This is a genomic window from Sphingomonas carotinifaciens, from assembly GCF_009789535.1.
Lineage (GTDB): Bacteria > Pseudomonadota > Alphaproteobacteria > Sphingomonadales > Sphingomonadaceae > Sphingomonas > Sphingomonas carotinifaciens.
In genome coordinates this window covers 1,922,106-1,945,906 of the sequence record NZ_WSUT01000005.1, presented here as the reverse complement: position 1 = coordinate 1,945,906, position 23,801 = coordinate 1,922,106, and the positions used below count along the sequence as shown (strand labels likewise).

Here is a 23,801-nt window from a genome sequence, read left to right as displayed (position 1 = left end):
GCCATGGCTACCGCTGGCTCACAGGTCGATCGAGGCGGACAGCTTGAAGGTGCGCGGGGCGCCCTGCAACAGCGCCTGCGACGACGTATCGAAGGCGGACGCCCAATAACGGCGGTTGGCCACGTTATCGACGGCGAAGCGGAAGGTCAGCGGCATCTCGCCGATCACCGCGACATAGCGCGCGCCCAGGTCGAGCCGGGTCCAGTCCCCGATCGAAAGCGTGTTGGCCGCATTCACCTGCTGCTCGCCGGTGTGCACGACACGGCCGGTCAGCGTCAGGCCGGGGACGAAGGACAGGTCCCATTCGACATTGGCGTTGGCCAGCCATTCGGGCACGCCGGGGGCGGTATTACCCTCGTTGGCGACCAGCGCCTGGTCGCGCAGTTCGGTATCCAGCACCGAGACGCCCGAGATCAGCCGCAGCCCGCGGGTCAGCTCTCCGCCCAGCGTGAATTCCAGCCCGCGATTGCGCTGCTTGCCGAACACGCCGAAGCGGTTGAACCCGGTCCCTTGCGGATCGGGGATCGCATAGGCGCTGGGCAGATCGGTGGTGAAGGCGGCAAGGCTGGCGTTGATCGCACCGATCGCGAACTTGGCGCCGACCTCATACTGCACCGACTTGAACGGCGTGAAGATCTCGCCGGGGTTGATCAGCGTCGTATCGGTGGTCGACGCGATCGGCCCCTGCTGCAACCCCTCGATCCGGTTGGCGTAGACCGACAGGGTCGGCGTCGGCTTGAAGACGATGCCGACCACGGGGGTGATCGCATCCTCGTCATAGCGGGTGGCAAGTGCGCCGTTCGTGATCGCATAGCTCTTCACCGCGATCGTCTGGAGGCGCAAGCCCGCGGTCACCAGCAGCCGATCCTCGAAGAAGCCCAGCGTGTCGGAGGCGAAGACGCTGCCCAGCCGGGTGCGGCTGACCGGGAAGGGATCGTCGAGATTGCCGCCGACCAGTGTCGAGCTCGGGATGGTGGCGACCGGCGTGTCGTACAGGTTGGTGGCAAATCCGACATAGCCGGGGCCGTAGAGGAAGTCGTAGGCGTTGCGATTGACCTGCCAGATATGGCTGCCGCCGACATTGATCTCGTGGCTGATCCCGGCGCCGGCCAGCTTGACACGCAGTCCGCCCTGCGCCGCCTCGTTGTTCGCGGTCAGCGGCACGAACAGCGCGGTGCCGGTGGCCGCGCCGGTCGCGGCGTCGTTGATGGTCAGACCGCTATACAGCCCCCGCTCCGACCCGTCGCGCGCGCCCGCCTGTGCGTAGAGCATCGCATTTTCCGCGACATCCCATTCGACCCGCGCCGTGCCGAACACGTCGCGCAGCGTCGAATAGGTCCAGGGTTGCGCGTAATTGGCATCGGCGTCGGGCACCGCCGGGATCGCCGCACCGGCACCGATCGTGACCTTCGGACGCAGGCCGCGGATCCTGACCCGCTGATAGCCGAGGTCGGCGGACAGGCGCACCGCCGCGCCCCGGTAGTCGATCGCGCCGCCGATGACGTAGCTGCTGCGGAACTCGTCCTCGATCGCGACGTCGCCGCTGCGCCCCGCACCGTTGATCCGCACCCCCCAGGCGCCGTCATCGCCGAAGCGGCGCGACACGTCGAAGCTGCCGCCGAAATGGCTGTCGGAGGTGTAGTTGCCCGTGATGCGGGTCAGCGGCGCATCCCCGGCGCGCTTGGCGATCAGGTTGACGCTGCCGCCGATGCCGGTGCCGCCGGGCGCCGCCCCGTTCAAGAAAGCGGTGGCGCCGTTCAGCACCTGCACCTCCTGATAGAGTTCGGGCGCGATCAGCTGGCGCGGCGTGATGCCGTACAGCCCGTTCAGCCCGACATCGTCGCCATAGAGCGTGAAGCCGCGGATGACGAACTGTTCGGCGGCATTGCCAAAGCCATAGGTGGTGCGGATCGTCGGGTCATTTTCCAGCACCTGTCCCAGCGTCTGGGGCTGCTGGTTGAGGATCAGGGCCTCGTTATAGCTGCGGATGCTGAACGGCACGTCCTCGCCGCGCTTGTCGCCCAGCACGCCGACCGAGCCGGCGGACACGACCTGCGTCGCATTCTGCCCCTGCGCGGTCACCAGGATTTCATCGTCACCGGCGCGGTCCTGCGCTGTGGCGGGGATGGCGTGGAGAACAGCGGCGCCGGCCAGCAGCACGGCCAGGCGGCGGGTGGAAACGTTCATCGATCTTCCTTTGGTACGGATCAGGTGCGGCGGAGCATCGCCCAGCCGACCGCAACGATCGGCAGCGCGAGCGCGGCGCAGGAAAGGACATCGCGCGCGCCGTCACCGGTCAGCGCGACGACGAGCCCCAGAATGCTGGCGAGCGCGAGCAGGACGGGCACGGCAAAGGTCGAGCGGATCATGCCACCACCACGGGCGCCGCGACGATGCCGCCCGTCTCGACCTCGCGTACCCGCGCCTCCAGCGGCGCGCGGCGGCGGCCGAGCCAGAGATATACGCCAGAGCCGAGCACGACGACCGTGAAGCCGGTCAGCACCGCCCACAGAATCTTGAGCGGCAGGCCACCATAATCGCCGAAATGGAGCGGCTGCGACAGCAGCAGCATCTTCACATACCAGGGCAGCGGGCGACTGTCGGTCAGGCGGCCCGTCTCCGCATCGACCAGCGCCGGGATCAGCAGCCGCTCGGTCAGCGGCGTGGTGCCCTGCAGGAACACCGCATAATGGTGCCGGCTGCTATAGGGGGTGCCGGGAAAGGCGATGAACTGCGGTGCGCTGCCGGGCGCCGCAAGCCGCGCCGCCGCCATCGCGCGGTCGAGCGAGCCGTAGCGCGACGGCGGCAGCGCGGCACGCCCCGCATAGGCCTGCGTCATCTCCGCCAGCGCGCCGACCCGCCACAGGTCGATGATCGGGCTGGCCAGCGCGTTGATGACGCCGGTCGCGCCGACCACGGTCATCCAGGCGAGTGCGACGATGCCGAGCAGGTTGTGATAGTCGAGCCACTTGATCCGCCGGCTGCGGCTGGTGCGCAGCGTGCCGAAGTCGAGCTTGCGCATGAACGGCGCATAAAGAACCACGCCCGATACGATCGCGACGACGAACAACAGCCCCATCGCGCCCAGGAAGAACATGCCCGGCAACCCTAGGAACATGTCGCGGTGCAGTTGCAGCAGAAAGTCCATCACGCCGCCGCCGGCCTCCTGGCCGACCTCGCGACCCGTCATGCGATCGAAGAACCGCAGCGTCATCTGTTCCACCGCCGCGCCGGGCCGCGGCCCGGTGGTGACGGTGACCATCGGCGAGGCATTGTCGAATGCCATGTAGAGCGGCACCGCACCGGGACGGGTGGCGAGCGCGCGCGCCATGACGGTATCCAGCCGCAACAGTCCGCCCCCCTCCCCGGACGAGGCCGGACCGACCAGCGGCGGGGCATGACCGGTCCAGCGATCGATTTCCTCATGAAAGATCAGCGGTAGGCCGGTCAGGCACAGCATCAACAGGAACAGCGTGCAGATCAGGCTGGTCCATTTATGGGCCAGATACCATGCACGCACCGTCCGCCGGGTCATCGCCGGACGGCCCGCCGGGAATAATTGCGACGCATTATCATGGTTTGCCGCTATGCGCGATTGCCCGGCCCGTTGCAAGGCGATCGCATTTTCGCAGGAACTGGCCCCTGACCGCCGCCGGCTGATCCCCGCCGCGGCACGGGTCGGTTGCACGTCAGCCATACCGAATGGGGTGCGCCGTGGCGCATCGCTCCACGCTTTTCACGCCATCTGCCTAAAAAATCAGCATTCGGGGTGGAGCATTGCGTCCCGCTGCGCCATGTATTGGCCGACCCCGTTCGAAAAGGAGATGCCCGGTTTGGAAATCGTGACCCTGTGCCTTGTGCTGTTGCTCGCCGTCGTGGTGAGCGGCATGATCTCCCGCCTGCTGCCATCGGCTTTGCCACGGCCGCTCGTCCAGATCGGCTTGGGCATCGCCATCGGTTCCATCGCGCATGTCCGGGTCACGCTCGATCCTGAACTCTTCTTCCTGCTGTTCGTGCCGCCGCTGCTGTTCCTGGATGGATGGCGTATCCCCAAGGACGAATTGTTCAAGGATCGCGGTGCCGTGCTGGGACTGGCGCTGGGCCTCGTCTTTCTGACGGTCCTTGGCATGGGGTGGTTCATCCACTGGATGATCCCGGCCATGCCCTACGCCGTCGCCTTCGCACTGGCCGCCGTGGTGTCGCCGACCGATCCGATCGCGGTGTCGGCCATCGCCGCCAAGGTCCCGATCCCGCGCCGGATGATGCACATCCTGGAGGGGGAATCGCTGCTGAACGACGCATCGGGTCTCGTCTGCCTGCGCTTCGCCATTGCGGCGGCACTGACCGGCACCTTCTCGCTCGGTGAGGCGGCGCTGACCTTTGCGTGGATGGCGCTGGCGGGCGTTGCGATCGGCGTCGGCTGCACATGGGGCATCACCGCGGCCAAGGGCTGGTTCGCGCGCCGCTTCGGCGACGATTCCGGATCGAACATCCTCGTCAGCCTGCTCATCCCGTTCGCGGCCTATCTCGCGGCGGAGCATGTCCATGCCTCGGGCGTGCTGGCCGCCGCCGCTGCCGGCCTGTCGATGACCTTTACCACCGCCTGGGCCAGCGTGATGGCGGCGACGCGCATCCGCCGGCGGGCCGTTTGGGACATGCTGCAATTCACGCTAAACGGCGTGATCTTCGTGCTGCTGGGCGAACAGATGCCCGAGGTGTTCGCCGCCGCGCGCGACACGGTGGTGTCTACCGGGCATGACAGCCCGTGGTGGCTGGGCGTCTATGTCGCCGCGATCGTCGGCGGGCTGGCGCTGCTGCGCTTCGCCTGGGTGTGGGTGTCGCTGCGCTTCACGCTGTTCCGCACACGGCGCCGCGACGGCACGCATGTCAGCCCGCCGCGCCGCATCGTGGCCGCGATGTCGGTGGCGGGCGCGCGCGGCGCGATCACGCTGGCCGGTGTGCTGACGCTGCCGCTGGCGATGAACGACGGCAGCCCCTTTCCGGCGCGCGACCTGGCGATCTTCCTCGCCTCGGGCGTGATCCTCGCCTCGCTGGTGATCGCCAGCGTCGCGCTGCCGCTGCTGCTGCGCGGGCTCGACCTGCCGCCGGAGCATGGCACGGAGGCGGAACGCGACCGGGCGCGGCGCATCGGTGCGCAGGCAGCGATCGCCGCGCTGGAAAAGGAACAGCACCGGATGAGCGAGAACAGCGAGGATGCCGACCATTATGTCGAGATCGCCGCGCGCCTGATGGATGGCTATCGCGATCGGATCGACAGCCTGTCGGACGACACCAAGACGAAGCGGCAGGACGAATGGGAAGGCACGGAGCGCATCATGCGCCTCGCCGCGATCCGGGCCGAGCGCAAGGCGATCTTCGATCTGGCGCAGACGCGCGAGATCAACATGGACACCGCAAGCCGGCTGGGGCGCGAACTGGATCTGCTCGACGCCCGGCTTTCCACCGCGCGCTGATCCTTGCCCCCGGTCGCGCGAGACGCTTAGGTAGCGCGATCGACATGCAGGAGGGGTGATGCGGCAGGGTTTGGCTTTGGCGGCGGGCGTGCTGGCCGTGCTTGCGGCACCGGCAGCGGCGGCTGATCGCTGGCAGGGAAGCTGGGGTGCCGCACAGGTGGCGACGGGGGGTTACACGGCGTGGCCGGCCACCCGGTCCCGCGACGTCACGCTGCGCCAGATCGTGCGCGTCTCGGCCGGCGGCAGGCGGATGCGCGTGCTGCTGTCCAATGTCCATGGCACCGAACCGCTGACCATCGATGCCGCGGCGGTGGCACTGGCCCCTGCCCCCGGCACGCCGCGCGCGAACACGGCGCAGCCGCTGCGCTTCTCCGGCAGGGCCTCCGTCACCATTGCGGCCGGCCAGGAACGTTGGTCCGACGCCGTTGGCATGACCCTGCCGCCCGCGGCCGATGTTGCGGTCAGCCTGTATCTGCCCCGCGTGCCGGCGCCGCAGACCGGTCACCCCGGTGCGCGCGCCACCAGCTTCCTGAGCATTGGCAACCATGTGACGGACGTCGACCTGCCGGGGGCCGAGGCGGTGACGCGCTGGTACTGGCTGGCCGGCATCGACGTGGAAGCGGCCCGTCTCGCCGCGATCGTCGCGGTGGGGGATTCGATCACCGACGGCTACGGCGTGAAGCCGGAGCGCAACAGCCGCTGGACCGATGTGCTGGCCGCACGCTTGCGCGGCAACGCCTCGACCCGGACGATCGGGCTGGTGAATGCCGGGATCGGCGGCAACCGCGTGTTGAACGACGGCAGCGGACCGCGATTGATCGACCGTTTCCAGCGCGACGTGCTGGATCGCAGCGGTGCGCGCTGGGCGATCCTGCTGGAGGGGGTGAACGACCTCGGCACGTTGACGCGCGACGCCCCGGCGACGCCCGCCGCGCATGCGGAACTCGTCCGGCGGATCACCGCCGCTTTCACCGACATGGTCGCCAAGGCGCATGCCCGCGGCATCCGCGTGATCGGGGGGACGATCATGCCGATGGGCGGCAACGACTATTACCATCCCGGACCGGAACTGGAGGCCGACCGGCAGGCGATCAACCGCTTCATCCGCGAAAGCGGCACCTTCGATGCGGTGGTCGATTTCGACGCGGTGATGCGCGATCCCGCCGCGCCCGACCGTCTGGCTTCGCAATATGACTCCGGCGATCACCTCCACCCGTCCGAGGCGGGTTATCGTGCGATGGGCGAGGCGGTGCCGCTGGGGCTGTTCGCACCTGCTGCGGCAACGCCGATGGCGCTGACCTTTGACGACCTGCCGGCGCATGGCCCCCTGCCGCAGGGCGCCTCGCGGACAAAGGTGGTGGAGCAGATCGCCGCGGCGCTGGCGGCGGAAAAGGCACCGGCATTCGGCTTCCTCAACGGCGGCTTCGGCACGGATACGCCGAAAGACAGCGCCGCTGCGATCGCCGCCTGGACCGGTGCGGGACTGGCGCTGGGCAGTCACGGCTATGCGCACGCCGCGCTCGACACGCTGGGCGCGGCGGGGTTTGCGGCCGACCTCGCGCAGAACGAGGCGGTGCTGAGGCGCGTTGCGAAGGGCGACTGGCACTGGTTCCGCTATCCCTTTCTGAACGAAGGGCGTGATCCGGACGTGCGCGAAGCGGCGCGCCGATCGCTCGCCAAGGGCGGCTACCGGATCGCGGCGGTCACGACGAGCTTTGCCGATTATGACTGGAATGCGCCTTACGCCGCATGCACGGCGAAGGGTGATGCCGGCGCGGTGGCTCGGCTGGAAGCGGCATATCTGGCCGACGCGCGCGCCTCGGCGGCGGCGGCAAGGGCTGCCGGGGGTGAAACGCCGCAGGTGGTGCTGATGCATGCCGGCGCGTTCACCGCCCGCATGCTGCCCCGACTGCTGGCGATGTACCGCGGCATGGGCTTCCGCTTCGCACCGCTGGCCGAGGTGGAGCGTGCCCCCTTCTACGCCGCGGCGGTCGATCCCTCTCGGCCCGGACCTACCGCCTCATTGCCGATGCCGAAGCCGGCGGGGCCACCTGCGGGCATCTGCCAATAGCTCCCGCAGAGGCGCGAAGAACGCGCCTCTGCGCGAACCATCCTACCCCGCCGGCGTCAGGCGCACGGCCGCGCCCCCCGAAGGCGCCAGCAGCAGCGACAGGCTGTCCTCCGCGGAAACGGTCCGGTTGCTGCGCACCGCCTGGTCGGCGGCGGCGCCGTCCTGCCAGATCTCCGCCTTGAACCGCCCCTTGCCGAGGAAATTGAGCGGCAGGGTGACGGGGCGGCCCTGTTCGGTCGTCATCGCGCCGATATACCAGTCCCGTCCCTTGCGCCGGGCGATGACGACATGGCTGTCGATGTCGCCGTCGAGGAATCGGGTTTCGTCCCACACCGTGGGCACCGCCTGGATGAAGCCGAATTCCGGCTGGCCGGCATAGGCGTCCGGGCTGTCGGAGACCATTTGCAGCGGGCTTTCCCAGACCACATACATGGCAAGTGCCGCGCCGCGCGTCGTCTGTACCTGGGGCGGGCTGTTGACGATCTGGAAGTCGGCCGGCGTGCGATTGCGAAAGCCCCCCGGCGTATAGTCGAGCGGGCCCAGCACCATGCGCGTAAAGGCGAGATTGACGTTGTGCCGCGCGGTGATGAGGCGTGACCATTTGTTGTATTCCGCCCCCATCACGCCTTCCTGCGTGACGAAGTTGGGCCAGGTCCGCGCCAGACCGGTCGGCGGATAGGCACCGTGCAGGTCGACCATCAGGTGCCGCTTGGCCGCCGCCGCCAGCACGCGGTGATAATAATTCACCATCGGCTGGTCGTTGCGATCCATGAAGTCGACCTTGATGCCCTTGATCCCCCAGCGGGCATATTGATCGAGCGCTTCCTCCAGCCGCTGATCGAGCTGGCTCCATTGCAGCCAGAGCAACAGGTCGACGCGCCGCGCCTTCGCATAGGCGACCAGCTCGGGCATGTTCAGGCCGCTTTGCGTCTTCGTGATGTCGGTATCGGGCGGTGCGGAGCCGCCGACGCCCGAGTTCAGTGCCCACCCCTCGTCGACCAGCAGATAGGGCAGCCCCGCCTGACCGGCAAAGTCGATCAGCTTCTTCAGGCCGGTCATGGTCATCGGCTCGGGCGCCTGACCGGGGAAATATGGCCCGGACCACCAGTCCCAGGCGGACTTGCCCGGCTTCAGCCACGACCAGTCGCCGCTCGGCTGCGGATTGAGGTTGCCGATCGTGTTCGACGCGATCAGGTCCCCTGCCTTGTCCGCCATCAGCACCACGCGCCACGGCGTTACCACCGCCTGCCCCGCCGCCTTGCGCACCGCCGTCCGCAACTCGCCCGGCAGCATCGCCTGCACCACCTCGACCCCCAGGCCGCCATCTCCGCGCCCGGCAAAGTAACTGCCCGGATAATCGGTCAGGTCCGCCTCGGTCAGCATGAAGTTGGTCGCGCCGCTGGGCGTGCGGCACAGCAGCGGATTGTCGTACAGGTCGGTCGGTCGAAGCTGGCTGATCGTCAGAGGGTCATAATAACCCTCATGGCTGGAGGTGAAGCGGCCGACGTTCAGGCCCCAGCATTTGTCGTCGGTCGGGAAGGAGAAACCGGTCCGCTCGACGCGGATCTCGGTGGGCTTGGCGCCGCCCGGCATGGTGTAGCGAAAGGCGATGCCGTCGTCATAGGCACGCACCGTCAGTTCGATGGCCGCGCGGGCACCGGCCGGATCGGCAAGCGCCACGACCATCTCGTTATAATGGTCGCGCGCCTTGGCCGTCTTGGTCGCGACCAGCGGCAGCATCCGGTCCGCGACCGAGCGACGCAGTTCGCGTGCGCTGAGCGCGTCGGTGCGGGAGCCGTCGGTGAAGTTGAAGCCTAGGGGGGACGGGGCGATGACCGGTTCGCCGCGGCGGGCGACCTGGAATTGCGGGGGGCCGCCGGTGCTGCCGTTCAGGGAGAAGACGATGGTCCCGTCGGGCGAGGCGAGCGTCAGCGCCTGTTGCGCGGCGGCGGGCGATGCGCCGGCCAGACACGTGGCGGCAAGCAACAGCCCATGGCGGATGTTCGTCATGCTAATCCCCTTTTGATAACGATGGCGGCGTGCGTCAGCCGAGCCGCGCGGGCGGACGCCGCCTGGGTGCCGCGTCCGACTGGCGCCGGATCAGGCTGAAATCGAGCAACCGGTGCGGTTCGGCCGCCCCCGTCTGCCGGCGGATCGCCGAGACGAGCAGTTCGACGGCGGCGCGGGCCATGTCGGCGATGGGCTGGTGGATGGTAGTCAGCTCGGGCCAGATGGCGGTCGCCAGCGTGGTATCGTCGAAGCCGACCACGGTCAGGTCGCCGGGCACGTCCAGCCCGCGGCGATGCGCCACCGCGACGGTCGCGGCGGCCATGTCGTCGTTGGAGGCGAAGATCGCCGATGGCGGATCGTCGCGCTCCAGCAGCCGTTCGGCCGCGTCCAGCCCGGAGCGATAGGTATAGAGCCCTTGCGTCACCAGCCCCTCGTCAAAGGCGATCCCCGCCTCGTCCAGCGCCGCCCGGTACCCCTCGAACCGCCGGTCGCTGGCCGTGAGGTTGGGATTGCCGCGGATGAAGCCGATACGCTGGTGACCCAGCGCCATGATGTGGCGCGTCATGTCCAGTGCGGCGGTACGGTCATCGATGCGCACCGCCAGCATCGCCTCGCACGGCTCGCCGCTGGCGACCAGCACGGTGGGAATGCGTGCCTGGTTGAGCGCGGCGAGTACCGCATCGGCCTCGCACAAAGGAGGCGGCAGCACGATGCCGTCGATGCCACCCTCGATCAGGTGGCGGGCGACCTCCACCTCATGCTCGCCGATCTCGCATTTTTCGACAATGATCTGCACGTCGGAACGCGATGCCTGGTCGAGGCTGCCGAGCAGGAATTCGCTGAGAAAGCCGGCACTCGGATTGCTGTAGAGCATGCCGATGCGGATCTGCGCCGCGCCGGCCAGGCTGCGTGCCGCCGGGTTGGGCGCGTAGTTCAGCGCCGCGATCGCCGCGTTCACCGCCTCGCGGGTGGCGGGTCGGACATTGTTCTCGCCATTGATGACACGCGACACGGTCATCAGGGAAACGCCGGCAGCCTTGGCAACGTCGCTGATGGTGGGAGCGCTACGGGTACGGCGCGTCGGTTTCTGGCTCATGCTCCCCTAGCTTCCACGATCGCGCGGCGAGCGCAATCAGCCGCGCAAGTTTTGCTGCCGATGATCCGGTCATATTGTGCTTGCACGACATGTAAGGCCAATTCTATGATAGCGCTATCGCAAATGGTTCCGGCAAGAGGACCGTCATTAGGAAGGACGTCGAATGCGCCGCATCCGATCGCTGTCTGTCGTGCCCGCGCTGGCACTCGCCATCGCCATCGCCGCCTGTTCCCCCTCCGGTCTGGACGGCAATGCCGCCGCCACGAACGAGAGCGCCGCCAATGCGCAGGGTCAGGGCAAGCGTTACCTGTCGCAGCCGCTGGTCACCGAAATCTACACCGCCGACCCGTCTGCGCATGTCTTCGGCGGCAAGATCTACGTCTATAACAGCCACGATATTGACGGACCGACGCCCGAGGACGATCTGGGCGCGCATTTCGAGATGCGCGATTACCGCGTGCTCAGCATGGACAAGATCGGCGGCCCGGTGACGATCGGCCCGGTCGCGCTGGACGTGTCCCAGGTGCCTTGGGCCGAAAAGCAGATGTGGGCGCCCGACGCGGCATACAAGAACGGCACCTATTATCTCTATTTTCCCGCCAAGGACCGGCAGGGCGCGTTCCGCATCGGCGTCGCCACCTCGAAGAACCCCATGGGCCCATTCAAGCCCAATCCGCAGCCGATCAAGGGCAGTTTCTCGATCGACCCGGCCGTCTTCACCGATGACGACGGCAAGTCGTACATGTATTTCGGCGGCATCTGGGGCGGGCAGCTTCAGCGCAATACCAGCGGCACCTATGATCCGAACGGATCGAAGACCGACCTGCAGGCGGATGACAAGCCGGCGTTGACCCCCAAGGTCGCGGCGATGGACCCCGGTATGACCGAATTCGCGGAAAAGCCGCGCGACGTCGTCATCCTGGATGAGCGCGGCCAGCCGCTCAAAGGTGGCGACCATGACCGTCGCTTCTTCGAAGCGTCGTGGATGCACAAATATAACGGCAAATATTACTTCAGCTACTCGACCGGCGACACGCACTACCTGGTCTATGCGATCGGCGACTCACCCTATGGTCCCTTTACCTACAAGGGCCGGATCATGGAGCCGGTCGAGGGGTGGACGACGCATCATTCGATCGTCGAATGGGACGGCCGCTGGTGGCTGTTCTACGCCGACACGCAACTGTCCGGCCAGACCCGGCTGCGCAACGTGAAGGTGACGGAGATGTTCTACAATCCCGACGGCACCATCAAGACGATCAATCCGGTCCTGAAATAACCCCTGCCCCCCGAGCGGGGATAAGGAAGCGCGCATGTTCCTGGGTATCGATATCGGCACGTCCGGCGTGAAGGCGGTGGTGCTGGACGCGGGTGGTACGGTGGTGGCGCAGGGTACCGCCCCGCTCGGCGTGCAGCGGCCACAGGCGCTGTGGTCCGAACAGGCGGCGGACACCTGGTGGGACGCGACCTGCGCGGCGGTTGAGGCGATCGATGCCGATGTGCGGCGCGGCGTGCGGGGCATCGGGCTGGCCGGGCAGATGCACGGCGCCACGCTGCTCGGCGCCGACGACCGGCCGCTCCGCCCCGCCATCCTGTGGAATGACGGGCGCTCCTACGCCGAATGCGAGGAACTGGAACGTGCCGCGCCCGACCTCCACACGGTGGCGGGCAATCTGGCGATGCCCGGCTTCACCGCGCCCAAATTGCTGTGGGTGCGCCGTCACGAACCGGACGTGTTCGCCGCGACACGCACCGTGCTGCTGCCCAAGGACGACGTTCGACTGCGCATGACCGGTGAGAAGGTGTCGGACATGTCCGACGCCGCCGGTACGCTGTGGCTGGATGTCGGCGCACGCCGGTGGAGCAACGATCTGCTCGCGGCCACCGGCCTTGGGGTCGGGCACATGCCGCGGCTGGTGGAAGGATCGGCGATCTCGGGTGTGTTGCGTGCCGAGGTCGCGGCGCGCTGGGGCATGGCCCCGGTGCCCGTCGCCGGCGGCGGTGGCGACAATGCCGCCGGTGCGGTCGGCGTCGGTGTGGTCCGCGACGGCGATGCGCTGTTGTCGCTGGGCACCTCGGGCGTGATCTTCGTCGCGAACGACCGCTTCAAACCCTATCCGCAAGGGGCGGTTCACGCCTTTTGTCACTGCCTGCCCGGTATGTGGCATCAGATGAGCGTGCATCTGTCGGCGGCGGCCTGCATCGACTGGGTGGCGCGGCTGACCGGTGCGCCGGGGGCGGCGGCGGTGTTCGAGCAGGCCGAGCGCGCCGGCCCGGCATCCGGCCCGGAGCTTTTCCTGCCCTATCTGTCGGGCGAGCGGACGCCGCATAACGACGCGCAGGTGCGCGGCGGCTTCCTGCGCCTCGACCATGACACCGGCCCCGAACGGCTGTCGCAAGCGGTGCTGGAGGGGGTCGCCTTTGCACTGGCGGACGGCATCGGCGTGCTGCGCGCCGCGGGTACGACGATCGACCGGCTGGCGGTGATCGGCGGCGGTGCGCGGTCGCGCTACTGGGGCCGAACGCTGGCCGCCGCGATGCAGGTGCCGCTGGTCTATCTGCAGGGTGGCGAGGTCGGGCCGGCGCTGGGCGCGGCACGCCTGGCGCAACTGGCGGTCGACGGCGGCGATCCGGCGGACGTCTGCATAGCTCCGCCCGTGTCCCACATCGTCGAGCCGGAACGCGACCTGATCGACCGGCTCGCCCCGAAATACGCCGCCTTCCGCGACGCCTATCCCCGTATCAAGCCCTGAACAGGAGCAGCCAATGGCCACCGACTTCTTCGCCGACGTGCCGACGATTCGCTATGAAGGTCCCGATACGGACAATGAACTCGCCTATCGCTGGTACGACAAGGACCGGATGGTGCTGGGCAAGCGGATGGAGGACCATCTGCGCTTTGCCGCCTGTTTCTGGCACAGCTTCTGCTGGCCGGGGTCGGACGTGTTCGGCGGCGGCACCTTCGACCGGCCCTGGCACCGCGGCGCGAACGACAGCGCGGCGGCGGCGAGCAAGCGCGAGGTGGCGTTCGACTTCTTCTCCAAGCTCGACATACCCTATTACTGCTTCCACGATGTCGACGTGATGGCCGATGCGCACGGCGTCGCCGAGCATCGCCGCCTGTTTGCCGAAGCGGTCGATCATCTGGAGCAGCTGCAAGGATCGTCCGGCCGCAAGCTGCTGTGGGGCACGGCGAACCTGTTCGGCCATCCGCGCTTCGCGGCGGGCGGCGCGACCAATCCGGACCCGGAGGTCTTCGCGTTCGGCGCGATGCAGGTGCGCGACGCGTTGGAGGCGACGCATCGCCTGGGCGGCGCGAACTATGTGCTGTGGGGCGGTCGCGAAGGCTATGAAACGCTGCACAACACCGATCTCGGTCGCGAGCTGGACAATCTCGGCCGCTTCCTGACGCTGGTGGTGGAGCACAAGCACAAGATCGGCTTCAAGGGCACGATCCTGATCGAGCCCAAGCCGCACGAGCCGACCAAGCATCAGTACGACTTCGACACCGCCACCGTGTACGGCTTCCTGAAGCGCTACGGACTGGAGGACGAGGTTCGCGTCAATATCGAGGCGAACCATGCGACGCTTGCCGGCCATACCTTCGAACACGAAATCGCGACCGCGGGTGCGCTGGGCATCTTCGGGTCGATCGACGCCAATCGCGGCGATCACCAGAATGGCTGGGACACCGACCAGTTTCCCAATTCGGTCGAGGAGATGACGCTGGCGATGCTGGAGATCCTGCGCGCGGGCGGCTTCACCACCGGCGGCTTCAACTTCGACGCCAAGGTGCGGCGCCAGTCGATGGAGCCGGTCGACCTGTTCTACGGTCATGTCGGCGGGATCGACACGGTCGCCAAGGGCCTGCTGAACGCCGCCGCGCTGATCGAGGACGGCCGCTTGGATGCGATCAAGGCGGAGCGCTATGCCGGCTGGGACGGCGAATTCGGCCAGGCGATCGCCGCACTCGACCTGGCCGGGATCGCCGACCTGGCGGAAGCGCGCGCGATCGACCCCCGCCCCCGCTCCGGCCGGCAGGAGCGGATCGAAAACCTGCTCAACCGCTTCCAATAGGCCGCGTTGGCGGCGCCCGTGACGGGGCGCCGCCGCCTTCCTCATTCGCCGAACAGGTCCTTGAACCGGCGGGGCTGCGAGCGGAGATATTGCGGCGCGGCCTTGACCTGCGCGCCCAGCTCGGCCGCGGCATGCCACGGCCAGCGGGGATCGTAGAGGATGGTGCGGGCCAGCGCGATCATGTCCGCGTCGTCGGTCGCCACGATCGCCTCGGCCTGTTCGTAGCCGGTTATCAGGCCGACCGCGACGACGGGCATGGTCGTCGCCTGCTTCACCGCGCGGGCCAGCGGCACCTGGTAATTGGGGCCGACCGGGATCTTCTGGTCCGGGTGCAGGCCCCCGCTCGATACATGGATCGCGGCACAGCCGCGCGCTTCCAGCGCCTGTGAAAAGGCGATGGTCTGTTCGACATCCCAGCCGCCTTCCACCCAGTCGGTGCCGGACACGCGCATCGTCACCGGCTTGTCCGCCGGGAAGGCCGCGCGTACCGCATCGAACACCTCCAGCGGAAAACGCATCCGGTTCTCCAGCGAGCCGCCATAATCGTCGTCGCGCCGATTCGACAGCGGCGACAGGAACTGGTGGAGCAGATAGCCATGCGCACCGTGCAACTGCACCGCATCCAGCCCAAGCCGCGCCGACCGCTTCGCCGCCTCCGCAAAGGCGTCACGCACCCGCGCCAGTCCGTCGCGATCCAGCGCGACCGGCGACACTTCATGGGCCTCGAACGGCACCGCCGAGGGGGCGACCGTCTGCCAGCCATGCGCATGATCCGGGGCCAGTTGCGCGCCGCCGTCCCAGGGCCGCTCGGTCGACGCCTTGCGCCCGGCATGCGCCAACTGGATCGCGATCGGCATGTCCGACCAGCGGCGGACACTCTCGATCACGCGCGCCATCGCCGCCTCGGTCGCATCGTCCCACAGGCCGACATCGGCCCAGGTGATACGACCTTCGGGGACGACCGCGGTCGCCTCGATCGTCAGCAGGCCGGCACCCGACAGGGCAAGCTGGCCGAGATGGATCAGGTGCCAGTCGGTCATGCAGCCGTCTTGCGCCGAATATTGGCACATCGGGGCGATGACGATGCGGTTGGGCAGCGCCATGCCGCCGAGCGACAGGGGCTGGAACAGGGCGGGATTGGCCATGCGGGTCTCCGATGATTGCACTGCGCCGGATGGTTCGGCCGGTCGCTTCCGCGCCACAACCGTTCAGGGCCGGCGGACGTTGCGATAGGCCCGACACGGCCGGGCGCGCCTTAACCTCGTTCTAACCGGCTGGAGAATAAGGCGGGCGGGTGAGGCACCGCCATCTTCCGTCCCTTGCGCGCGCCGGGGTCCTGCTCGCGGCCGCCACCTCGTGCGTGCCGCAGCCACGGGCGGCGCGCGACGCGGCGGCGGCGCCGTCCGCACCGCTCGCCGCGCAGCCGCTGCTGCGCGAACTGGCGCTGGACGTACCCGCCGATGCCGTCGCACCCGAAGCCGCCGCGCTGCCCGCAGCGGCGCTCGCCCCCGCCCCGCCCTTCTCGGGCCAGGCGGCAAGCGCGGACGATGCGGCGCGCGCCGCCGACTGCCTGACTGCCGCGGTCTATTACGAGGCACGCTCCGAACCCGTCGACGGCCAGCGCGCGGTGGCGCAGGTGGTGTTAAACCGGGTACGCGACCGGGCTTTCCCGCGCAGCGTCTGCGGCGTCGTCTATCAGCGCTCGTCGCGCGGATGCCAGTTCAGCTTCGTGTGCGACGGATCGATGGACCGGCGACGCGAGCCGGGTGCATGGGCCAGAGCCGAGGCCGTCGCCCGCGGGGCGCTGGCGGGTCTGGTCTATGACCCGGTCGGCTCGGCCACCTTTTATCACACCAGCGCGATCCTGCCCTGGTGGGCTCCCAGCCTGTCGCGGATCGGCACGGTGGGTGCGCATATCTTCTATCGCTGGCGCGGCGGCATGGAGCGCGCGCTGGCCTTTCGGCAAAGCTATGCCGGTGTGGAGCCGGGCAGCACGCCGCCCCTCCTGACGCCAGCGGCCGAGCCGCAGATCGCCACCGTGCTGGCCGAGGAGGTCGAGCGCACCGGCGGCGTCACCATCCATCGTGGCGGGCAGACGCTGGTCGCCCAGGGCAAGGCCCCCGTCCAGCAGAGCGGCGGCGTGCGCATCCATCGCGGCGTCCCGGCGCCGGCCGCGATGCAGGATGCCGGGGCCGTGATCGGTGAGGAGGAAAGTCCGACCTGAGGCCGGACGCCTCGCCGCGAACCACGGTCACCCGCGCATTTGCGACCGACTCTAGGCCCTTCAATCCGCCGCCCCTTGCCGCTAGGGAAGCCGCAATCATCAGGAGATACATGTGAGCAAGCTGCATCTCGTCTTCGGCGGCCGCGTCAGCGACCCTCAGACGCTCGATTTCGTTGACCCCTCCAAGCTGGAAGTGGTCGGCATCTTCCCCGATTATGCCAGCGCCGAAAAGGCATGGCGCGCCGCGGCCCAGCGGACCGTCGACGATGCCGAGATGCGTTTCGTGGTCGTCCACCTCCACCGCCTGCTGGAGCCGCAGCTTCCGCTGGCGTAAGGCTTCGCGCTTGAACGTGAAGCGTTCCTGCTGAGCGAAGTCGAAGCACGGCCACCAGCGCTTGGCCCTTCGACTTCGCTCAGGCCGAACGGATCTATGCGTCAGATATCACGCATGATCCGTCAGGCCCCGCGATAGCGCCAGAGCAGCAGCGGCCGGGCCAGCGCCAGTCCGGCGATGAAGCCCCCGATATGCGCGCCGATCGCGATCGTCGTGCCGCCGAACCCGGCCAGCCCGACGAGCAACTGGATGCCGATCCACGCCGCGGCCAGCCACAGCACATGCACCACATCCGCCGACACGCCCGCCACTGCCTGCGCACGACGCTGGCCATAGAGCAGCGCATAGGCGCCGACGACCGCGGAGATCGCGCCGCTCGCCCCTATCATCGGCACATGCGACACCGGGTCCATCAGATATTGGCCGAGTGCCGCGGCAAACGCGCCGGCAACGTACAGCAGGACGATCCCGCGCGCGCCCACCGCCCGCTCCGCCTGCCCACCGCAATAGACCAGCATCAGCAGGTTCAGCGCGACATGCGCGAACCCGCCATGGATCAGGGTGGCCGTCAGCGGCGTCAGGATCGCCGGCACCGGAAAGCCCGCATCGGGCGGCACGGCGGCGTCGAAGCGCAGCGGAATGAAGCCGCCGCCCACCGCCGCCTCCGGCAGCAGGTTCATCGCCAGGATGAGCAGCGACGCGACCAGCGTGACGATGGTGATCGTCGCGGTGGCGCGTGCCTGGCTCCAGTCCACCGCGTTCAGATGAAGTCGATCTTGGATACGAGGTAGTAGCGCTCGCCCGCGGGCACCGACACTTCCACCTCGTCATCCACCTTGCGGCCGATCAGCGCGCGACCCAGCGGCGAGTTGTAGCTGATCCGCCCGGTCTTGGCGTCCGCCTCGGTCTGGCCGACGATCTGGTACGTCACCGGCTTGTCGTCCTCGTCCAGCAGCGTCACGGTCGCGCCGAACACGACCTTGTCGCCCGAAAGCTCCTTGGGATCGATGATCTGCGCCCGCGCCAGCTTGTCCTCGATATCGCTGATCGTGGCTTCGTTCTGGCCCTGCTGTTCCTTGGCGGCGTGATATTCGGCATTTTCCGACAGATCGCCGTGCGCACGTGCTTCCTCGATCGCATCGACGATCAGGGGGCGTTCGGCTTTCAGACGCTTCAGGTCCGCGGTGAGCTTTTCATAGCCCTCCTGGAGCATCGGCATCTTTTCGACGGTCGCCATAATACTAGTCCCCAATTCCTATATCCCCGAGCGGCCCCCCGCGGGGCCCGCTCGCACATCATCGTCTCATGTCGGGATCAGTTGTGCGAAGGAGGATAGTAGGATTGCAGGGGGCGCACTTCAAGGCCACCCGAATCGCCCGCGCGAATCGCGCGCGCGGCCTGCACGCTGGCCGGTGCGGTGGTGAAGTACGGGATGCGCTGGCCCAGTGCCGCCTCGCGGATCGGCTTGGAATCCTTCAGCGATTGCCAGCCCTCGGTGGTGTTGAAGATCAGGTCGATGCCGCCGTCCTTGATCCGGTCGACGATATGCGGCCGCCCTTGCGCCACCTTGTTCACCCGCTCGACCGGCAGGCCGGCGCGCTCCAGATAGTCCGCGGTGCCACCGGTCGCGACGATCGCGAAGCCCGCCTCGACCAGATCGCGGACCGCGCCGACGATGTGCGGCTTGTCCGTGTCCTTGACGCTGACGAACACCGCGCCACCCTTGGGCAGCACCGTACCCGCGCCGAGCTGCGACTTGGCGAAGGCGGTGGTGAAATCGGGGTCGATCCCCATCACCTCGCCCGTCGACTTCATTTCCGGCGACAGCACCGGATCGACGCCGGGGAAGCGGGCAAAGGGGAAGACCGCCTCCTTTACCGCATAATAGTCGATATGCCGGTCGATCTTCGGCAGGTCGGCCAGCTTCTCGCCCGCCATCACGCGCGCGGCGATCTTGGCGATGGGCGTGCCGATCGCCTTGGCGACGAAGGGCACGGTGCGGCTGGCGCGCGGGTTCACCTCGATCAGGTAGACCTTGTCGTCCTTGACCGCGAACTGGATGTTCATCAGGCCGCGCACGTTCAGGCCACGGGCCAATGCTTCGGTCTGCCGCTCGATCTCGGCGATGATCTCGGCCGGCAGGCTGTAGGGTGGCAGCGAGCAGGCGCTGTCGCCCGAATGGACGCCCGCCTCCTCGATATGCTGCAACACGCCCGCCACGACGACATCGTCGCCGTCGCACAGCGCATCGACATCGACCTCGATCGCGTCGCGCAGATACTGGTCGATCAGCACCGGCGCCTCGCCGGACACCTGCACCGCCGTCTGGATATAATCCTCAAGCTGTGCCGGGCCGTCGACGATCTCCATCGCCCGGCCGCCCAGTACGAAGCTGGGGCGCATCAGCACCGGATAGCCGACGCGATCGGCGACGATCAGCGCCTCCTCGCGGCTGCGGGCGATGCCGTTGGCCGGCTGCAACAGGCGCAGCCGGTCGACCAGCGCGGCAAACTGTTCGCGGTCCTCGGCCAGGTCGATCGCGGCCGGGCTGGTGCCCAGGATCGGGATGCCGGCCGCTTCCAGCCCGCGCGCCAAGTTGAGCGGCGTCTGCCCACCGAACTGCACGATCACGCCGACCAGCTCGCCACGGCTCTTCTCGACGTCCAGGATCGCCAGCACGTCCTCGGTGGTCAGCGGCTCGAAATACAGCCGGTCGGACGTGTCATAGTCGGTCGACACCGTTTCCGGATTGCAGTTGACCATGATCGTCTCATAGCCCGCATCCGCCAGCGCGAAGCAGGCGTGGCAGCAGCAATAGTCGAACTCGATCCCCTGCCCGATCCGGTTCGGGCCGCCGCCCAGGATCACCACCTTGCGCCGGTCGGAGGGCTGCGCCTCGTCCTCGGGCTCGCCAAAGGTCGGCGCCTCATAGGTCGAATACATGTACGGCGTCTTGGCATCGAACTCGGCGGCGCAGGTGTCGATCCGCTTGAAGACGGGTCGCACGCCCAGCTTCTGGCGATGCTCGCGCACTTCCTCTTCGGTGACGCCGCCGGTCATCGCCTTGACGACCTCGTGGATCAGCCCCGATCCGCGCGCGATGCCGCGCGTCATGCCCCGCAGATTGGCCGATTGCAGCGCCAGCCACGCCAGCCGCTTGTCCGAAAAGCCCATCGCCTTCAGGCGGCGCATGCCGGGTGCGTCGATCGGCAGGCCATGCTCCATCACCTCGGCCTCCGCCGCGACGATCTCGGCGATCCGCTCCAGGAACCACGGATCATATTTGGCGATCGCGTGCACCTCGGCGACGGTGAAGCCTTCGCGCAGCGCCTGCGCCGCGACCAGCAACCGGTCGGGCGTCGCGCGGGCCAGCGCCGCCTCGATCTCGGCGCGCGGCGCGCCGACCAGATGCTCGACATGGTTGAAGCCGGACAGGCCGGTTTCCAGCCCGCGCAGCGCCTTTTGCATGGATTCATGGATGTTGCGGCCGATCGCCATCACCTCGCCCACCGACTTCATCGCGGTGGACAGGACCGGCTCGGCGCCCTTGAACTTTTCAAAGGCGAAGCGCGGGATCTTGGTGACCACATAGTCGATCGTCGGCTCGAACGATGCGGGCGTCGCCCCCGTGATATCGTTCTCGATCTCGTCCAGCGTATAGCCGACCGCCAGCTTGGCCGCCACCTTGGCGATCGGAAATCCCGTCGCCTTGGACGCCAGCGCCGAAGACCGCGAAACCCGCGGATTCATCTCGATGACGACCAGACGGCCGTCCTTCGGATTGACCGCGAACTGGACGTTCGATCCGCCCGTCTCCACCCCGATCTCGCGCAGCACCGCGATGCTGGCGTTGCGCATGATCTGATATTCCTTGTCGGTCAGCGTCAGCGCGGGCGCGACCGTGATGGAATCGCCGGTATGGACGCCCATCGGATCGATATTCTCGATCGAACAGATGATGATGCAGTTGTCCGCCCGGTCGCGGACCACCTCCATCTCATATTCCTTCCACCCGAGCAGCGACTCCTCGATCAACACCTCGGTCGTCGGCGAAGCATCCAGCCCCGCCCGCGCGATCGCCAGGAATTCCTCCCGGTTATAGGCGACGCCGCCACCGGTGCCGCCCAGCGTGAAGCTGGGGCGGATGATCGCGGGCAGGCCGACCTTTTCCAGCGCTTCCAGCGCCTCGGCCTCGCTGTGCGCGATGGCGGAGCGGGCGCTTTCCAGCCCGATCTTGGTCATCGCGTCCTTGAACTTCAGCCGGTCCTCGGCCTTGTCGATCGCCTCGGCATCGGCACCGATCATCGTCACGCCGAACTTTTCCAGCGTGCCGTCATGGAATAGTGCCAGCGCGGTATTCAACGCGGTCTGGCCGCCCATCGTCGGCAGAACGGCGTCGGGCCGTTCCTTCTCGATGATCTTGGCGACGATGGCGGGCGTGATCGGCTCGACATAGGTCGCATCGGCCAGATCCGGATCGGTCATGATCGTCGCCGGGTTCGAATTGACCAGGACGATGCGATAGCCCTCTTCCTTCAGCGCCTTGATCGCCTGCGTGCCCGAATAATCGAACTCGCACGCCTGGCCGATGACGATCGGCCCCGCGCCGATTACGAGGATGGAGGAGATGTCCGTGCGTTTTGGCATGATTGCCCCTTCAACGGCGGTGGGCCGCCGATTATTCCGATGATAGTCGACCGTTCAGGCCGGAAAGCTGCGCAACCGGATCAGCCCCGATCGCTCCGCAACGCCCCCACGAACCGCTCGAACAGATAGAAGCTGTCCTGCGGCCCCGGGCTCGCCTCGGGGTGATATTGCACCGAGAACGCCGGCCGGTCGGTCAGCTCCAGTCCCGCGTTCGACCCGTCGAACAGCGACACATGCGTCTCGCGTGCATTGGCAGGCAGCGTCTCGCGCTCGACCGCGAAGCCGTGGTTCATGCTGGTGATCTCGACCGCGCCGTCGGACAGGCGCTTGACCGGATGGTTGGCGCCGCGGTGGCCCTGGAACATCTTGGTGGTCTTCGCGCCTACCGCGAGCCCCAGCAACTGGTGGCCCAGGCAGATGCCGAACAGCGGCTTGCTCGTTTCCAGCAACTGCCGGATCACGGGCACGGTATAGTCGCGGGTCGCCGCCGGATCGCCGGGACCGTTCGACAGGAAGATGCCGTCCGGCTCCAGCGCCATGATCTCGTCATAGCTGGCGGTCGCCGGCACCACCGACACCTTGGCGCCGGCCTGAACCAGATTGCGGAAGATGTTGTGCTTGGAGCCGTAATCGATCGCGACCACATGGGGGCGATCGGCGTTCTCGATCCCGCCATAGCCGAAGCCAAGCCGCCACACGCCACCCTCGCGCGTCTCGCCCCAGCCATAATGCAGCTGGGTCGACACGCCCTTGGCAAGGTCCATGCCCTCCAGCCCCGGCCAGCCCCGCGCCATCGCCAGCAGCGCGTCGAGGTCGAACACGCCGGCCGCCGAATGGGCGATCACGCCGGTGGGGGCGCCGCCGCCGCGAATGCGCCGGGTCAGCGCGCGCGTGTCGATGCCGGCCAGGCCGATGCGGGTATGCCGCGCCATCCAGCCGGACAGGTTCTCCATCGCGCGGAAGTTGGACGGCGCGGTCGGGTCCTCGCGCACGATCATGCCGAGCGCATGCGGCGCATCCGCCTCGATATCGTCGGGGTTGGCACCGACATTGCCGATATGCGGAAAGGTGAAGGTGATGATCTGCCCGGCAAAGGACGGATCGGTCATGATCTCCTGATAGCCGGTCATCGCGGTGTGGAAGCAGACTTCGCCCACCGCTTCCCCTTCGGCGCCGAAGCCGCGGCCCCACAACACCTCACCGGATGCCAGAACGAGGACCCCGGTCGCGCCCTCGGGCTTGTCGGGCATGGCAAAGGGCTTGGCGTCGGCCATGATCGGCGGGCACTCCATGTTGGTTGGTCGGCGATGTCGCTAAGTGCCGCCCGCTAGACCCCATCGGCCCCCACGTCAACCGGTTCACGGGGCGGGCCCGCCCAGCTATCGTCCGCGTTTTGGCGAAAGACGAGACGATGATTCGCGACGACATCAAGGCCGCGCAGGTGGCCGCCATGAAGGCCGGCGACAAGGAAAGCCGCGCGGCGATCAGCCTGATCCAGGCCGCGATCAAGAACCGCGACATCGAAGTCCGCACCGGCGGCGCGCCCGCCGACGACGATACGCTGGTGATCGAGGTGCTGCAAAAGATGGTCAAGCAGCGTCGCGAATCGATCGCGATGTACGAAAGCGGCAACCGCCAGGAACTCGCCGACGCCGAGCGCGCCGAGGTTGCGGTGATCGAACGCTTCCTGCCGCAAACGCTGAGCGAGGACGAGACGCGCGCCGCGATCGAGGCGATCAAGGCGGAGATCGGCGCGACCGGCATGAAGGACATGGGCCGCGTCATGGCCGAGCTGAAGGCGCGCCACGCCGCCGTCCTCGACATGGCGAAGGCCAGCGGGCTGGTAAAGGCGGCACTGGCGTAAGGCC

General features: G+C 67.8%; 18 protein-coding genes. 8 read left to right on the top strand and 10 right to left on the bottom strand.

Features of this window, described 5'->3' with window-relative positions; all coding sequences use genetic code 11:
* Positions 1 to 18 precede the first annotated feature (18 nt).
* From GQR91_RS11315 to GQR91_RS11310, 3 genes are read right to left on the bottom strand one after another with little or no spacing between them, the layout of a single operon-like run.
* Complete coding sequence (locus GQR91_RS11315) at positions 19 to 2,187, bottom strand: TonB-dependent receptor (RefSeq protein ID WP_149681682.1); 2,169 nt, start codon at positions 2,185 to 2,187, stop codon at positions 19 to 21.
* A 20-nt stretch (positions 2,188 to 2,207) separates the two neighbouring features.
* On the bottom strand, positions 2,208 to 2,369 hold the full coding sequence (locus tag GQR91_RS19135) for a hypothetical protein (RefSeq protein ID WP_162853751.1): 162 nt from the start codon (positions 2,367 to 2,369) through the stop codon (positions 2,208 to 2,210).
* Positions 2,366 to 3,535 carry a PepSY-associated TM helix domain-containing protein gene (locus GQR91_RS11310; protein ID WP_149681683.1) on the bottom strand — a complete coding sequence of 390 codons (1,170 nt, stop codon included), beginning with the start codon at positions 3,533 to 3,535 and terminating at the stop codon, positions 2,366 to 2,368. The genes GQR91_RS19135 and GQR91_RS11310 overlap by 4 nt, the downstream gene beginning before the upstream one ends.
* Positions 3,536 to 3,833: 298 nt before the next feature.
* On the opposite strand from GQR91_RS11310, the gene GQR91_RS11305 reads away from it, so the two are divergent.
* Together GQR91_RS11305 and GQR91_RS19895 are read left to right on the top strand one after the other, a co-directional pair.
* Positions 3,834 to 5,474 carry a Na+/H+ antiporter gene (locus GQR91_RS11305; RefSeq protein ID WP_149681684.1) on the top strand — a complete coding sequence of 547 codons (1,641 nt, stop codon included), beginning with the start codon at positions 3,834 to 3,836 and terminating at the stop codon, positions 5,472 to 5,474.
* A gap of 58 nt (positions 5,475 to 5,532) precedes the next feature.
* Complete coding sequence (locus GQR91_RS19895; protein WP_160146746.1) at positions 5,533 to 7,545, top strand: GDSL-type esterase/lipase family protein; 2,013 nt, start codon at positions 5,533 to 5,535, stop codon at positions 7,543 to 7,545.
* Between the two features lie 42 nt (positions 7,546 to 7,587).
* Here the strand turns inward: GQR91_RS19895 and GQR91_RS11295 are convergent, their stop codons facing one another.
* Positions 7,588 to 9,555, bottom strand: a complete 1,968-nt coding sequence (locus GQR91_RS11295) for a glycoside hydrolase family 97 protein (RefSeq protein ID WP_149681685.1) — start codon at positions 9,553 to 9,555, stop codon at positions 7,588 to 7,590.
* A gap of 34 nt (positions 9,556 to 9,589) precedes the next feature.
* Positions 9,590 to 10,651, bottom strand: coding sequence for a LacI family DNA-binding transcriptional regulator (locus GQR91_RS11290; protein WP_112382505.1), 1,062 nt, complete (start codon positions 10,649 to 10,651; stop codon positions 9,590 to 9,592).
* A 163-nt stretch (positions 10,652 to 10,814) separates the two neighbouring features.
* Between GQR91_RS11290 and GQR91_RS11285 the strand changes: the two genes are divergently transcribed.
* From GQR91_RS11285 to xylA, 3 genes are read left to right on the top strand one after another with little or no spacing between them, the layout of a single operon-like run.
* Positions 10,815 to 11,930: a glycoside hydrolase family 43 protein gene (locus GQR91_RS11285; protein ID WP_149681686.1), complete on the top strand. Its 1,116-nt coding sequence runs from the start codon at positions 10,815 to 10,817 to the stop codon at positions 11,928 to 11,930.
* 34 nt (positions 11,931 to 11,964) lie between these two features.
* Positions 11,965 to 13,404 carry a xylulokinase gene (gene xylB, locus GQR91_RS11280; RefSeq protein WP_149681687.1) on the top strand — a complete coding sequence of 480 codons (1,440 nt, stop codon included), beginning with the start codon at positions 11,965 to 11,967 and terminating at the stop codon, positions 13,402 to 13,404.
* 13 nt (positions 13,405 to 13,417) lie between these two features.
* Positions 13,418 to 14,728 (top strand): xylose isomerase, encoded by a 1,311-nt coding sequence (xylA, locus tag GQR91_RS11275; protein ID WP_149681688.1) that lies wholly within the window; start codon positions 13,418 to 13,420, stop codon positions 14,726 to 14,728.
* Positions 14,729 to 14,769: 41 nt separating this feature from the next.
* On the opposite strand, the gene GQR91_RS11270 is transcribed toward xylA, so the two are convergent.
* Complete coding sequence (locus tag GQR91_RS11270) at positions 14,770 to 15,873, bottom strand: NADH:flavin oxidoreductase/NADH oxidase (RefSeq protein WP_149681689.1); 1,104 nt, start codon at positions 15,871 to 15,873, stop codon at positions 14,770 to 14,772.
* Positions 15,874 to 16,022: 149 nt separating this feature from the next.
* On the opposite strand from GQR91_RS11270, the gene GQR91_RS11265 reads away from it, so the two are divergent.
* Both GQR91_RS11265 and GQR91_RS11260 read left to right on the top strand, forming a co-directional pair.
* The gene (locus GQR91_RS11265; RefSeq protein ID WP_174236599.1) at positions 16,023 to 16,952 is read left to right on the top strand and encodes a cell wall hydrolase; all 930 of its coding nucleotides are present in this window, start codon (positions 16,023 to 16,025) and stop codon (positions 16,950 to 16,952) included.
* A 112-nt stretch (positions 16,953 to 17,064) separates the two neighbouring features.
* Positions 17,065 to 17,286 (top strand): DUF4170 domain-containing protein, encoded by a 222-nt coding sequence (locus tag GQR91_RS11260; protein WP_112382510.1) that lies wholly within the window; start codon positions 17,065 to 17,067, stop codon positions 17,284 to 17,286.
* Between the two features lie 122 nt (positions 17,287 to 17,408).
* Here the strand turns inward: GQR91_RS11260 and GQR91_RS11255 are convergent, their stop codons facing one another.
* From GQR91_RS11255 to carA, 4 genes are all read right to left on the bottom strand, one after another.
* Positions 17,409 to 18,041 carry a rhomboid family intramembrane serine protease gene (locus GQR91_RS11255; protein ID WP_235903912.1) on the bottom strand — a complete coding sequence of 211 codons (633 nt, stop codon included), beginning with the start codon at positions 18,039 to 18,041 and terminating at the stop codon, positions 17,409 to 17,411.
* A gap of 5 nt (positions 18,042 to 18,046) precedes the next feature.
* Positions 18,047 to 18,523, bottom strand: a complete 477-nt coding sequence (gene greA / locus GQR91_RS11250; RefSeq protein WP_112382511.1) for a transcription elongation factor GreA — start codon at positions 18,521 to 18,523, stop codon at positions 18,047 to 18,049.
* 77 nt (positions 18,524 to 18,600) lie between these two features.
* Positions 18,601 to 21,933, bottom strand: a complete 3,333-nt coding sequence (gene carB / locus GQR91_RS11245; protein WP_149681690.1) for a carbamoyl-phosphate synthase large subunit — start codon at positions 21,931 to 21,933, stop codon at positions 18,601 to 18,603.
* Positions 21,934 to 22,013: 80 nt separating this feature from the next.
* Positions 22,014 to 23,207, bottom strand: coding sequence for a glutamine-hydrolyzing carbamoyl-phosphate synthase small subunit (gene carA / locus GQR91_RS11240; RefSeq protein ID WP_149681691.1), 1,194 nt, complete (start codon positions 23,205 to 23,207; stop codon positions 22,014 to 22,016).
* 137 nt (positions 23,208 to 23,344) lie between these two features.
* Between carA and GQR91_RS11235 the strand changes: the two genes are divergently transcribed.
* Positions 23,345 to 23,797 carry a GatB/YqeY domain-containing protein gene (locus GQR91_RS11235; protein WP_149681692.1) on the top strand — a complete coding sequence of 151 codons (453 nt, stop codon included), beginning with the start codon at positions 23,345 to 23,347 and terminating at the stop codon, positions 23,795 to 23,797.
* The last annotated feature ends 4 nt before the right edge of the window (positions 23,798 to 23,801 follow it).

Excerpts from the sequence above, each read along its gene's own strand:
- GQR91_RS11235 (WP_149681692.1), top strand. The coding sequence starts at position 23,345 with ATGATTCGCGACGACATCAAGGCCGCGCAGGTGGCCGCCATGAAGGCC.
- GQR91_RS11295 (WP_149681685.1), bottom strand. The coding sequence starts at position 9,555 with ATGACGAACATCCGCCATGGGCTGTTGCTTGCCGCCACGTGTCTGGCC.
- GQR91_RS19895 (WP_160146746.1), top strand. The coding sequence starts at position 5,533 with ATGCGGCAGGGTTTGGCTTTGGCGGCGGGCGTGCTGGCCGTGCTTGCG.
- GQR91_RS11285 (WP_149681686.1), top strand. The coding sequence starts at position 10,815 with ATGCGCCGCATCCGATCGCTGTCTGTCGTGCCCGCGCTGGCACTCGCC.
- carB (WP_149681690.1), bottom strand. The coding sequence starts at position 21,933 with ATGCCAAAACGCACGGACATCTCCTCCATCCTCGTAATCGGCGCGGGG.
- xylA (WP_149681688.1), top strand. The coding sequence starts at position 13,418 with ATGGCCACCGACTTCTTCGCCGACGTGCCGACGATTCGCTATGAAGGT.
- GQR91_RS11270 (WP_149681689.1), bottom strand. The coding sequence starts at position 15,873 with ATGGCCAATCCCGCCCTGTTCCAGCCCCTGTCGCTCGGCGGCATGGCG.
- greA (WP_112382511.1), bottom strand. The coding sequence starts at position 18,523 with ATGGCGACCGTCGAAAAGATGCCGATGCTCCAGGAGGGCTATGAAAAG.
- GQR91_RS19135 (WP_162853751.1), bottom strand. The coding sequence starts at position 2,369 with ATGATCCGCTCGACCTTTGCCGTGCCCGTCCTGCTCGCGCTCGCCAGC.
- carA (WP_149681691.1), bottom strand. The coding sequence starts at position 23,207 with ATGGCCGACGCCAAGCCCTTTGCCATGCCCGACAAGCCCGAGGGCGCG.
- GQR91_RS11290 (WP_112382505.1), bottom strand. The coding sequence starts at position 10,651 with ATGAGCCAGAAACCGACGCGCCGTACCCGTAGCGCTCCCACCATCAGC.
- GQR91_RS11315 (WP_149681682.1), bottom strand. The coding sequence starts at position 2,187 with ATGAACGTTTCCACCCGCCGCCTGGCCGTGCTGCTGGCCGGCGCCGCT.
- GQR91_RS11310 (WP_149681683.1), bottom strand. The coding sequence starts at position 3,535 with ATGACCCGGCGGACGGTGCGTGCATGGTATCTGGCCCATAAATGGACC.
- xylB (WP_149681687.1), top strand. The coding sequence starts at position 11,965 with ATGTTCCTGGGTATCGATATCGGCACGTCCGGCGTGAAGGCGGTGGTG.